Annotated in this window: 13 protein-coding genes; all 13 read right to left on the reverse strand. The window is 43.3% G+C overall.

The annotated features are described in order from the left end of the window. Positions 1-2 precede the first annotated feature (2 nt). The 13 genes from INP51_RS15190 to INP51_RS15250 all read right to left on the reverse strand — a co-directional run bounded on the left by INP51_RS15190 (position 3) and on the right by INP51_RS15250 (position 11,151). Complete coding sequence (locus INP51_RS15190; protein WP_055062744.1) at positions 3-2,333, reverse strand: VirB4-like conjugal transfer ATPase, CD1110 family; 2,331 nt, start codon at positions 2,331-2,333, stop codon at positions 3-5. Beyond that, positions 2,326-2,691 (reverse strand): PrgI family protein, encoded by a 366-nt coding sequence (locus INP51_RS15195; protein WP_023920514.1) that lies wholly within the window; start codon positions 2,689-2,691, stop codon positions 2,326-2,328. Before INP51_RS15195 ends, INP51_RS15190 begins: the two co-directional genes overlap by 8 nt. A 135-nt stretch (positions 2,692-2,826) precedes the next feature. Next, positions 2,827-3,663, reverse strand: coding sequence for a hypothetical protein (locus INP51_RS15200; protein WP_193735601.1), 837 nt, complete (start codon positions 3,661-3,663; stop codon positions 2,827-2,829). Positions 3,664-3,736: 73 nt separating this feature from the next. Then, positions 3,737-4,099 (reverse strand): hypothetical protein, encoded by a 363-nt coding sequence (locus tag INP51_RS15205; RefSeq protein WP_015530024.1) that lies wholly within the window; start codon positions 4,097-4,099, stop codon positions 3,737-3,739. Positions 4,100-4,118: 19 nt separating this feature from the next. After that, on the reverse strand, positions 4,119-5,927 hold the full coding sequence (locus INP51_RS15210) for a VirD4-like conjugal transfer protein, CD1115 family (RefSeq protein WP_008789328.1): 1,809 nt from the start codon (positions 5,925-5,927) through the stop codon (positions 4,119-4,121). Continuing rightward, positions 5,914-6,117, reverse strand: coding sequence for a hypothetical protein (locus INP51_RS15215; RefSeq protein ID WP_193735602.1), 204 nt, complete (start codon positions 6,115-6,117; stop codon positions 5,914-5,916). The genes INP51_RS15210 and INP51_RS15215 overlap by 14 nt, the downstream gene beginning before the upstream one ends. Positions 6,118-6,129: 12 nt before the next feature. After that, a complete protein-coding gene (locus INP51_RS15220) occupies positions 6,130-7,014 on the reverse strand; it encodes an LtrC-like protein (RefSeq protein ID WP_193735603.1) in 885 nt (294 codons plus the stop codon). Between the two features lie 6 nt (positions 7,015-7,020). Next, a complete protein-coding gene (locus INP51_RS15225; RefSeq protein ID WP_015530022.1) occupies positions 7,021-7,815 on the reverse strand; it encodes a PcfB family protein in 795 nt (264 codons plus the stop codon). After that, positions 7,799-9,184 carry a relaxase/mobilization nuclease domain-containing protein gene (locus INP51_RS15230; protein ID WP_193735604.1) on the reverse strand — a complete coding sequence of 462 codons (1,386 nt, stop codon included), beginning with the start codon at positions 9,182-9,184 and terminating at the stop codon, positions 7,799-7,801. Before INP51_RS15230 ends, INP51_RS15225 begins: the two co-directional genes overlap by 17 nt. Further along, entirely contained in the window at positions 9,175-9,516 is a 342-nt protein-coding gene (locus INP51_RS15235) for a plasmid mobilization protein (protein WP_002594670.1), read from the reverse strand. The genes INP51_RS15230 and INP51_RS15235 overlap by 10 nt, the downstream gene beginning before the upstream one ends. Further along, complete coding sequence (locus tag INP51_RS15240; RefSeq protein ID WP_193735605.1) at positions 9,479-9,637, reverse strand: DUF3789 domain-containing protein; 159 nt, start codon at positions 9,635-9,637, stop codon at positions 9,479-9,481. Before INP51_RS15240 ends, INP51_RS15235 begins: the two co-directional genes overlap by 38 nt. Positions 9,638-9,772: 135 nt before the next feature. Beyond that, positions 9,773-10,192, reverse strand: a complete 420-nt coding sequence (locus INP51_RS15245) for a DUF3846 domain-containing protein (protein ID WP_002594669.1) — start codon at positions 10,190-10,192, stop codon at positions 9,773-9,775. Beyond that, entirely contained in the window at positions 10,189-11,151 is a 963-nt protein-coding gene (locus INP51_RS15250; protein WP_132381000.1) for a DUF3991 and toprim domain-containing protein, read from the reverse strand. The genes INP51_RS15245 and INP51_RS15250 overlap by 4 nt, the downstream gene beginning before the upstream one ends. Between the last annotated feature and the right edge of the window lie 5 nt (positions 11,152-11,156).

Below are 11,156 nucleotides of genomic sequence, written 5' to 3' on the forward strand. Positions count from 1 at the left end.
CCTTACGCTTCGCCCGGCTTGGTCGTCATCAGTTTATAAAGTTTCGTGTTCTTAGGGAATTTGTTTGCAAACGGTACAAGCGAACTTCCCACCTTGATAAGTCCGTGTCCTGCTTCCACATTCGTGATATAGGACATCTGAAGGTCGGAAATATTCAGAAGTTTTGCAAGCTCAAGCCTGTCTGTGGAAGCCTGATTCAGCATAATAATGAACTCTGAGTTTGCAAGCATTGTTCTCGCTGTGTGGCTCTGCAAAAGGTCATCGACATTCTGAGTGATTCCACTTGCGTATGCACCGTATTTTCTCACACGCTTCCACAAGGTAAAGAGGAAATTTGCAGAGTATTCGTGCTGGAACAGAAGATAAATCTCATCAATAAAGATAAAGGTATTCTTACCCTTTGCACGGTTCTGTGTGATACGATTCAGGATAGAGTCAAGGACAACAAGCATACCAATCGGCATAAGCTGTTTACCCAAATCAAGAATGTCATAGCAGATAAGGCGGTTATTGGTATCCACATTCGTCTGCTTTGCAAAGGTGTTCAGAGAACCGTGTGTAAAAAGCTCAATAGCAAGTGCCAGTTCCTTTGCTTCCGGTTCGTCCTGCTGCAAAAGTTCTGCCCTGAAATCCTGCAAGGTCGGTATATGCCCTTGATAGTCATTCTGCTGATAACTGCGGTACACGCTTGCCGTACAACGGTCAATGATAGACTTCTGCTTTGCTCCGAGATTAGTTCCTCCGATAAGCTGTTCACAAAGGGACATGATGAACTCGGATTTCAAAATGACAGGGTTTGCACCGTCGCCGTAATCCTTATTCATATCCATTGCATTGATGTGATTATCGGAAGTAGCAGAAATATTGATTACCTCTCCGCCCATTGCATTGACAAGCTGTGAATACTCTCGCTCAGGGTCGATAATGATAATATCCGCATCCGAAGAAAGCACCTGATTGATGATTTCTCCCTTTGCCGCAAATGACTTACCGCCACCAGATACACCGAGAATAAAGGAGTTACCATTCAAAAGCTGCTTACGGTCTGCGATAATCATATTTTTGCTGATAACATTCTGACCGTAATAGATACCGTTCTCGTGGAAAATATCCTGCACCCTGAATGGGATAAATACCGAAAGGCTCTCTGTTGTAAGTGTTCTGAACGCATCAATCTTTCTTGTTCCAAACGGCATTACCGTGTTGAGTCCATCTACCTGCTGAAATCTCAGTGTTGCAAACTGGCAAAGATGTTTTCTTGCTGTGGTAAGCAATGCTTCCGTATCATTCTCAAGCTGTTCCTTACTGTCTGCTGTAATAACCATTGTGATAACAGCGAACATCATTCTCTGGTCACGGGTCGTAAGGTCATCGAGGAACTCTTTCATTTCTTTCTTCTGCTGCTCCATATCATACGGAACAGTTGCAGAGAAGTTGTTATTGGCATTCTGCCTACGCTGCCAGTTTGTGATATTGGTTTCCACACCAAGCAGACGGTTCTCTGCTTCCTTTACTGCTTCATCAGTTGGAACGGGAACAATATCAATGGACATCATCAGATTTCTGTTCATATCCGTAAGTTCCGCTACCATACTGTCTTTGATATAGGACGCATATTCACGAAGAAAAAGGACTCTTCCATAACGGTTTCCCATCTTGAAATAGTCCTTTTCAAATTCCATTGTGTCGGGGCAGATATAATCCTTAAAATCGTGTCCCTTTTTTCTTGTTTCCTTAATATCAAAGTGGAAAGAGCTTTCTTCTCCCACACGATAGAAGTCGTGGAAAATACGAAGTCTTTCGTCTGTTTCCAGTTCCACACACTTACTTCCAAGCCTGCCGAAGTGAGCAATCAAATCTGCACCGACACGGGCAAAATAAGTTCTTGCGTCCTCCACACTCTTTTTGTTGATGGAAATGGTAATATACTTATCCTGAACAATAGAGTTTGCCCCCGTTGCCTTATCAAGAAGCATTTTGTTGTATTCCTCTCGATATTCGTCCAGATTATCTCCGGTTGTCGGAATAAGAATTGTCTGCTCAAAATCCAGTCTGTTGAGCCGACGGTTATTGATTGTGATTTTTGTCGTCGCACCACTGTCAAGTGAGTTCAGAAGTTCGGAATATTCAAGAAACATCGCTTCCTTATCTTCACGGCTTGCCACTGCATAGTTAATATCCGTAAAGCGATAAGTCTTTGAATATTTATCCTTTCCCACTTTGAAAATGCCATCATCAAAGATAGCCGCCACGGGAATCACGTCCTGCACCCCTTTCGGTACAACAAATTTTTCTTTGTCCTGCTTAAACAAATTTGTAAGAGTCTTAATCATTTGACTTCAATACCTCCTTCTGCTTCTGTTCAATGCTTGGCTTCATCAGTTCGTAATACACATTGGTAGAATGAAACACCAGCTTCTTCGGCATTAAAAACTCCGACTTTATCCACGCATAGATTGCTTTCTCTGCGGTCATACCGTTGTACTTCACAAAACCAAGTGCCGCAAACGGGGCAGCACCCAAAATGCACACCCACGATACGGTTTCCGTGCCAACATACGGTCTGAGCAAGAAATACAGTCCTACCGCAACGCCACAAGCAAGAACAGAAAAAATGAACTGTCTGAGCGACAGTCCAAAAAACATTGACTCTGTATAATTTCTGATTTCACGGTTAATTTTTACTTCCATATCTGTTTCCTTTCCTGCGGTTTCGGTCGTTCTCCCTCCCGCATTTATCATTCAGGCAAAAGACTTTGCCCTTCCGTTTACCGCCATAGTAAACACATTTCTTACAATCTCTTTGGTTCATCTCAAAATCTCTCCTTAAAGTCCCATCATTTCTCGGATAATACGGTCAGACATCTTTACCGCACCGACAAGAACGAGCATATTAAATACCAGTTCCCCAATATATGCCCACACCTGCGTAACTGCTGCTGCATCAGGATTAACCACTGGCGGCGATGAAGCAAATACGGAGAAAATAATACAAGCAAGTACAATGACTGCCCCCTCAAGCAGAACTGCACAATAGCTCTTGATAAAACTCTTGCCTACATTCTGTGTCGGTTCTCCTGCAAATGTGGAAAGTGGTATCGGTGCAAGTGCTGTGTACATATAAAGTTTAAAAAATCGTCCATACACTGTCATTATCAGAATGAACGACAGCACCGTGATAAATAATCCTCCGATAAGCGTTACCGCCCACAAAGGGATACTCTCAAAAAATCCGCAATCCTCTATGGTCGTTACCATCTCTGCGGATAAGGTCGTCTGTTCCGGAGTTCCAAATCCGGCAGCATTCATAATGGTTGAAATCGTCCCTTGCACGATATTAAATAATGCAAGCATAAGCTCCATTCCGTATGTGATAACACCTTTCGCCAATGCAAAACGGACAAAGAGTTTTAAAGCGTGTTCCGGTTTCTTCACATCTGTAAAACTTCCGCAGGTCTTTACCATACCTATCACGAAAAACAATACAAGCAATGCAAGCCCGATAGCCTGAACTGCACCATTGATGTCAACGATAACCTTCCAGATATTCCCGCCCTTAAAGTTCTGCGGTGTAGTTGTGATGAGTGTCCATATTTCCGACAGTTTTTCATTCCAAGTTTCAAGGGCATTTTCAAGATTTTGAACTACCCAGTTATCACTCATTCAAAGCACCTCCTTACAATTAAGGGGTGTCCCGTAACTTGGCACACCCCTCGATAACTGTGTAACTCTTATCTTAGCCTGTGATAAGAGTAAGGATTTCTTTCGCAAAAGTGATAATGACACCGCCCGCAAGAGTCAGGAAGCCATTGGCTCTCTGAGAAGGGTCGTGAGATTTGAGTGAAAGACCGACCTGCACGATACCAAAGCCAAGCAAAATCATACCGATGGCACGGATAAGTCCGAAGATAAAGTCAGACAAATTATTAACTACGGTAAGCGGGTCATTCGCTGCAAATGCAGTCGTTGTCATTCCAAGTGCCAACGCACCGACAATGACCATTGTGCAGTAAGCACGGAAGCCTTTCTTGACCTTTCCGGTCATAGGCAGTTTCTTTGTTTCCTGAGTGTCAGTTGCTTTTTTCTTAAAAATAGTCATAGTTGAATACCTCCAAAATTTAATTTGTTTGATTGTTTATGAACAGAGCTTCCATCTCCTCATCGGAAAGAAGTTCCCAGTTCGTTTCTTCCATTTCCTTTTCAGGAAGTGTTGCAGGGTCAATGTCCCAAATGGCAATCGAAGCAATATCTTTTGTGACTTCTCCGTGCTTATAAGGACTTGCCTTTCCGTCTGTGGTAAGTGCCACATTCGGGTGTTTCATAATGTCATATTTGAAATCCATAATGGGTCTTTCCCCACGGATAAATAAAATAGCGTACTGATTATCGAGCATACGCACCTCATCAGGAGTAAGTAACTCTCTGCCGCTAATCTGATAGTTGGTGGAATAGTTACCGCTTCTTCCGGTACTCTTTCCGAACGTGTTGGTATCAATGGTTTCCTTGCCCAACAGCTCCGACACATATTTATGGGTTGACTGCTCATTTCCACCAAGGTAAAGAAATTCATCGCAGTTACCCACAATGCTCTCCCACTGTTTTTCAAACAAGGCTTTAAGCTGTGCCAAGTTCTGTAAGATGATGCTTACCGATACACCACGTGAACGCATAACCGACAGTATCTTGTCGAAGTCGTCCGGCAGTGAAACATTGGCAAATTCGTCCATCATAAAATGAACAGGCATCGGCAGACAGCCGCCGTGGATATGGTCGGCTGCATAAAACAACTGCTGAAAAAGCTGTGTGTAAAGAATGGATACCAAGAAGTTGAAACTAGAGTCGTTATCCGGTATCAATGCAAACAGTGCCACCTTTTTCTCTCCGAGTGACTGCAAATCCAGTTCATCGGCAGAAGTAAGAGCAGCAAGACTTTCCAAGTTAAACTTTTCAAGCCTTGCTGCAAGGGTTATCTGTATGGATTTTAATGTTTTGGAAGAACCGGAATGATAAGAGTGGTAATACTTCAAAGCAATGTGGTCAGGATTATCTATCATCAAATCCGAAAACAGATTATCAAGCGGAGAAGGACTTGGGTCGTCCTCATCCTCAATCGCCCCGGCTCTGAGCATTTCCATTACCATTGCAAAATTTTGTTCTTCCGGCGGTGCTTCATAGTGCAGATAAAATACAAGTGCAAGCAGAAGCATTGACGCTGCCGTATCCCAAAACGGGTCATTACTCTGTGAACCTTTCGGAGTGGTACTCTTGAATAGATTGGTTACGAGCTTCTGCACATCATTGTCATTCTGCAAATAAACAAACGGATTGTAACAATGGCTTTTCTCCATTGAAATCAAATCAAGCACACGCACTTCGTAACCTTTCTTCTCAAGAAGATGTCCCGTATCTCGCAGGATTTCCCCTTTCGGGTCTAATATCACATAGCTGTTTCTGGCAGCATTCATAATATTAGGCTTTGCATAAAACCTTGTCTTACCTGCACCGGAGCCGCCGCACACAAGCGTATTCAGATTTCGTCTGTGCTTCTTGGCATTAAGCCCAATGCACACATTCTGAGTCATCAGCTTATTTTCTGACAGCGGCTTTTGTCGGTACTTTTTATCAATGGCTCTGACATTGCCCCATTTGGCAGAACCGTGTTCCTCTCGTCTGCGGTAATTCTTTCTTGTTGAGAAATAAATCCCGATACCCATTCCATAGCATAAAAGTAAAATGAGGACAGTTTTCAGGCTGTCCCCACATAATTTTATGGAAAATGGATTATCAAAAAGTGTCGCAAGATTGGCTGCTATCTCCGGCAATCCTCCGCTTATGGAAGGTGCAATCAGAAGTGCCAGCCATATGACCGGAACGATACCGACAATGGATAAAATAATGGCAGTCTGCCTGTCATTATCTCGCTTCATCTGAGCGTTTCCTTTCAATCACTTTGAACTTTTTCAATGGGGCATTTCCGACTTTTACAAGCAGGTCGTCTACTGCGTCTGCGGACTTGCCTTCCTCCATCAACTTTGTTTTCTCATCGTTTAAGGAGCGAATGACAACACCGTGTTCGTAATCGTCCAAAGCAATGTGGTAGAGTTTTTCTTTTTTCATATCTGCCCTCCGTTATCTCTCATAGTCCTTTGAACGCTCCTGCTTTTTGCGGAACATTTCATCAGAGATATGACTGTGAATTTCTGCCATTGCATTTCGTGTCTTGGAAAGCTCCGCACGGATTTCTTTCGGCTCTTTGGAAGCCAGTCCCTCCGGAATACGGTTAATTGCAAAATTCTGTGTATCTACTCCATACTTCTTGCAAAGCATATATCCGATACACACTGCCTGAAAGCCCATATCCCTGCGGCTGTAACTTTCACTGTTGATAGAAAGCTGTGCGTGTCCGAGTTCCTGAGCGACACACTGGGCAACTGCTACGCTGTCGCCCACATTACGCTTCACATACAAGGTCTGCTTTTCATTATTATAGAAAGCTGCCATATTCGGATACGGAAGTTCATCGGTTGCCGCAACCTCCACCGGAGATACATCAAGCATTGTCGTGATAAGTGCTTTCGGGTCACGGTTTGCTGATACTGCCGGAGCTTTTCTTCCATTTGTCTGCGTAACATCAAATACCTTTTTGACATTGTAGGAAATACCCGGAGAACCATCTGCTCTTGTGTATTCCACTGGTTCAAGAATAGAAATACTCTTTGCCCCTTTGGTAATCTTCACATTGTCCTTACCCCAATCATCAAAATCTTTAAGCTGTGTCGCCTGCGGATACTGACTGTAAATAAGGAGAGCATTTGCTGCGGAATATCTGTCCATTCGACTCTGCGTATCAAGAAAGCTCTTGAACTTCTCAGGGTCATTCACAATCTCACGGGCAGCGTCATCAATCATCTGATAGACTTTTTCTTTTTCTGCTCGCTTCTTTTCCGCATACTCCTCTTTGGATAATCTTGGCTGAGTACCGCCAGCCTTTGCGGGTTTGAAATCATTTGTCATAGTGAATTACCTCTCTTTTGTTTTGGGTTTCTTCTTCGGCTGACGGTGTACCGTCTGACCGTTTTTCTGCTGCGGCTTCTTACCGTCTTTCTTAACCTCCGGCTCTTTACGCTCTGCTTCTTTTTGCTGTTTTGCCTGTGCCTTGTAACGGTCAAGTTTCTCTTTGACCGATGGCTTTTCTACTGGCTTTGCAACACCCTTATCAGATTGCGTTTCTACCGGCTCTGAGTTTTGCCTTGACAGAGGGCTTTTGTCTGTTTTGGCGACTGAGGGGTTTGCGTTTGCTCGCTCCTCTTTCTGCATTGGATTTCTGACCGCTTCTTCCATAATGATTTCACTCTTGGATTTGGTCGGCTTTTCTTTCTCAACCGCTTCACGGTCTGCGATAGCCTTCTCTGCTTCACTGACAATCGAAGCCTTATCCACCTTGCCAAGTTCAAATCTTTCAACGATACGCTGAATTTTAGAAGCGTCCTCTGCTCTTGCAATAATATCTACCGGAGCGTTCTCTCCCTTTGTGTTCTTATCTCTGAGGACACAATAAAGAACGCCATAGCGTTTTGCCTGTTCGGTAAACTTCTTCAAGTCCTTTTGCGGAATGGAAAAGACTTTCAGCTCCTTGCCTGACTTAATCATATTGGTAAGCCTTGCTTTACCCTTCGTCTTTTGTTCCTGCTTCAGAACCGATACCAAAAGCAATGCGATATTCTTCGCCGCCGAACCGCTTAATCTTGCAGCAACTTCAAATCCTTCAAGCGAAAGCCTAACGACCTGCTCTGCTGCGTCACCACCGTTGTTCATAGCGTGATTTCTCCTTTCTCTGCTGTTTTTGTTCCTCTGTTTCGATATGCTCAAGGTTTTCTTCCATAACCTTTGACCTCTCCGCAATATCCTCGCAGAGTTTTACTTCCCGTCGGAGTTTTTTTAATTCTCCGTTGATAGAAGCGATTTCATCTTTTGCCGCCTGAAGCTGACCATCATCAATATTTGTTCTTCTCTTTTTTCGGAGATGTGTTCTTCCGGCAATCAGATTTTTCATCTGCTCCTCTAAGGAAGTCTTATATGAAAAAAGCTGTTCGTCCGTGGAAATATTTTCTCGTCCGAGCAGCCTTACTTCATCAGTAATCTTATCGAGCTTCATCAAATCATCTTTCAAAAGATAATGAAGCCTTGCGTTATTCTGTTTCTTATACTTGGGCAGATAACCGAGTCTGTAACAGTAATACAGATACAGCCCATAAAGTCCGCCTTTCTTTTTCAGCTTCTGCCCTCTGGTCTGCATACGGTACTGTCTTGGTTTATAAGTCGCCCTCTGGAACGGCTCAATCTCTGCCCATCTGTCACGATTTTCTTTGATACGCTCTACAATCCGGTCATTGGTATAATCTGCTCCGAGATTTTTCAGTCGTATCGGCTTATCGTATCCCTTTGGAATGACCGTCCAGTATTTTCGGCTTGGACTTAGGTTATAGGCATATCCCATTTCCTTGAGAGCAAACTGAAATTCTTTCAGGGTCTTGCTATGGTCGATAGCATAATCAATGGCTTCTTTTGCAACCGAATAGCGTGTCGGCATACCTGCCTTTTCTTTCATCGTCAGATAATCCGACTGCTTACTGCGGTTCGGATTCGGGTCATAGTAAAGTCCGTACTTCTCACAAATTCTGTCTGCAACTTTTCGGAATTTGAACCACGCTTTTTCCTCGCCCCACAAATGTTTGCCATCGACAAAAGAAATAGAGTTGATGACAAAATGGCAATGCAGGTGCTTTGTGTTCAGGTGGGTTGTCACAACGACCTGAAATCTTTTACCCCACACTTCATTTGCAAATTCCATTCCGATTTTCTGTGCCATCTCAGGAGATATATCTGTTTCCTTGAAACTCAAATATCCGTGATAGGCTTGGATACCTTCTGTCTTTTGGTACTGTTCCTTAACTGTTATGAACTGTTCACGGGCAATCGCCACATTACAGTTGATACCCTCAACATAAAATTCTCGCTCTGTTTTTTCTTCGTCCTTTGCATAAGCAATAACATCAGCAAGAGCCTGATACTGTTCCGGTGAAAACTCCCTTTTGATATTTGCAGAAGTCTTTTCGGGATTGGTTGCATAGTCAATGACCTGACCAAGCCTTTCTGTTACCGACCACAACTTTGTTACTGCCATTTCATTTCGCTCTGATTTGGACGAAGATATGTCCTCTCAATCTCTGACTGGAACTTATTCCACTTTGCAGCTTCATTCTTCAGCATAGGTGCGTCAATGAAACCAAGTGTATTCGCTTTGGCAGCAAGCTGATTGATGTTATTACCGATAGAGGAAAGTTCCCTCATCACATCATAGAAACGGTCATCGGGTTTCTCTTTCGGTTCGTAACCTCTGATAAGTAAACGGATAAGTCCTGCTTCGGAAAGACAAGCCTTCTTTGCCTTAGCTGCCAAATCCTGTGCTTCCTTGCGGTTAAAGCGGACAATCTTCTGAATGTTTCTCTTTCTCATAATCAGTATCTTCCTTTCTCTTTACTCTGCAATCTTTGTTAATCTGGAATAAGCACATCATCGTAACGCCAAGACAACTGCTGAGCAGTGTCCCAGCGGCGATAAGTAATAACTCTCTCAAATCAAGTTCTCCTTTCTCACGGGGTATTAGGGGCAACCCCTAACGAGCCTTTTACCGTTTGGGAAACTGTGTTTATCCAAATGGTCTGCTCGCTAAGAATAAACATCTCCTCCGGGTTGCCCCGTTCTCAGTCTACTATCTCTCATAATCCTTTGATTTCGGCTTAAAAGGTTCAGCCACGATATTGCCGCCCACTTCCTTAGAAAAGCGTTCGGGATACTTGAACTGTTCCTTGTATTTCTTCATCATATCGTCCGGCAAGCTCTGAAAACTCTCACTCTCAGGCGGTGCATAACAGATAAAGAATTTGCCGCAGATAATATCTACCATCTCTTTCTTATCATTGTCCTGCACATAAACTGCACGGTTAAGCGGAAGTCCTCTCATCTTTCCTTCCTCATTACAGATGATTGCAACGTCATCGTCATAGGGCATATATTCCTCAATATCCCCGCCGACAACCTCCTGCATTGCTTCCAGACTGTCGTCAATTACAATTTCCTTTGGGTATTTTTCCGGTTCTACCAAGAGAACTTTAATCTTAGAATCATTCATCGTTCTTCATTCCTTTCGTGTGTTTTTTTATTGTAAATTCCCATCCGCATACAAAGAAAATCGTTGAAGTCCTTACCTGCTTTTGGTGGCTCATCAACGACTTCATACTTATCCGGCAGAATAGTTTTTAAGGTCTGTGCTGCCTTTCTGCCCGCTATATCATTGTCAAAATGGATACGGATTTTCCTGACAGATGGGTTACTGCCAAGATACTTTTCCAGTGCAATCGGCACTTTACTGTCCTCAATTTTCTTTGCCGGAGAATACACCCCGGACAGCGAAACAAAGCTCATTTCTTTCCAATCCTGCCCGTTCAGCTTCGCAAGCGTGGCATAGGATAACAGGTCTATGGCACACTCAAAGAGGTGTACTTCCTCCAAGTTTTCCTTACCAAGCCGAAAAGAATAATCTTTTTTACTGCCACTGCAATCGCCCATAATCCTACGCTTATTCGTGGAACGGTAGGCTGCATATTTCGGCTCTTTCTTCTCGTCATAGCCTACAAACACAACATTATGATACGGCAGGCTCTCAAAGATAAGGTCATTAGAGATACAGTAATTGATGATTTCAAAATCTATTCCTCTCCCGAAAAAATACTCTGTAATCACTCTGTTGGAAGAACATTTTTCAGGGAGAAGAAGCGGTTTATTTTCCTCTTTTGGCTGTGGCTTTTCATAGACCGGAGCCTGAATCGATGTGTGTCCGATAATGGTTTCCACCGCTTCAAGGAAGCTGTAACCTTTGACCTTAATCAGATAATCCAAAGCACTCCTGCCACCGATACCTCTCGACCACCATATCCATTTCCCGTTTGAAATCTTCAAACTATCGTGGGTTCTTGTGCAATAGGTGTTACCTGAAAACTTAACCAGCTCATACGGTTCATAATTTATCAGGTAGGTTAATAAGTCCATCTGCTTCGCCTGAATGATTAACTCAGGTGCGATAAATGGCATATCGA

It is taken from the genome of Blautia liquoris (assembly GCF_015159595.1).
In the GTDB taxonomy this organism is placed as follows: Bacteria; Bacillota; Clostridia; order Lachnospirales; family Lachnospiraceae; genus Novisyntrophococcus; species Novisyntrophococcus liquoris.

Bases quoted from the DNA above. Each gene is read 5' to 3' on its own strand.
- INP51_RS15250 (WP_132381000.1), bottom strand. From the start codon at position 11,151: ATGCCATTTATCGCACCTGAGTTAATCATTCAGGCGAAGCAGATGGAC.
- INP51_RS15220 (WP_193735603.1), bottom strand. From the start codon at position 7,014: ATGACAAATGATTTCAAACCCGCAAAGGCTGGCGGTACTCAGCCAAGA.
- INP51_RS15195 (WP_023920514.1), bottom strand. From the start codon at position 2,691: ATGGAAGTAAAAATTAACCGTGAAATCAGAAATTATACAGAGTCAATG.
- INP51_RS15205 (WP_015530024.1), bottom strand. From the start codon at position 4,099: ATGACTATTTTTAAGAAAAAAGCAACTGACACTCAGGAAACAAAGAAA.
- INP51_RS15245 (WP_002594669.1), bottom strand. From the start codon at position 10,192: ATGAATGATTCTAAGATTAAAGTTCTCTTGGTAGAACCGGAAAAATAC.
- INP51_RS15190 (WP_055062744.1), bottom strand. From the start codon at position 2,333: ATGATTAAGACTCTTACAAATTTGTTTAAGCAGGACAAAGAAAAATTT.
- INP51_RS15230 (WP_193735604.1), bottom strand. From the start codon at position 9,184: ATGGCAGTAACAAAGTTGTGGTCGGTAACAGAAAGGCTTGGTCAGGTC.
- INP51_RS15210 (WP_008789328.1), bottom strand. From the start codon at position 5,927: ATGAAGCGAGATAATGACAGGCAGACTGCCATTATTTTATCCATTGTC.
- INP51_RS15215 (WP_193735602.1), bottom strand. From the start codon at position 6,117: ATGAAAAAAGAAAAACTCTACCACATTGCTTTGGACGATTACGAACAC.
- INP51_RS15200 (WP_193735601.1), bottom strand. From the start codon at position 3,663: ATGAGTGATAACTGGGTAGTTCAAAATCTTGAAAATGCCCTTGAAACT.
- INP51_RS15225 (WP_015530022.1), bottom strand. From the start codon at position 7,815: ATGAACAACGGTGGTGACGCAGCAGAGCAGGTCGTTAGGCTTTCGCTT.
- INP51_RS15235 (WP_002594670.1), bottom strand. From the start codon at position 9,516: ATGAGAAAGAGAAACATTCAGAAGATTGTCCGCTTTAACCGCAAGGAA.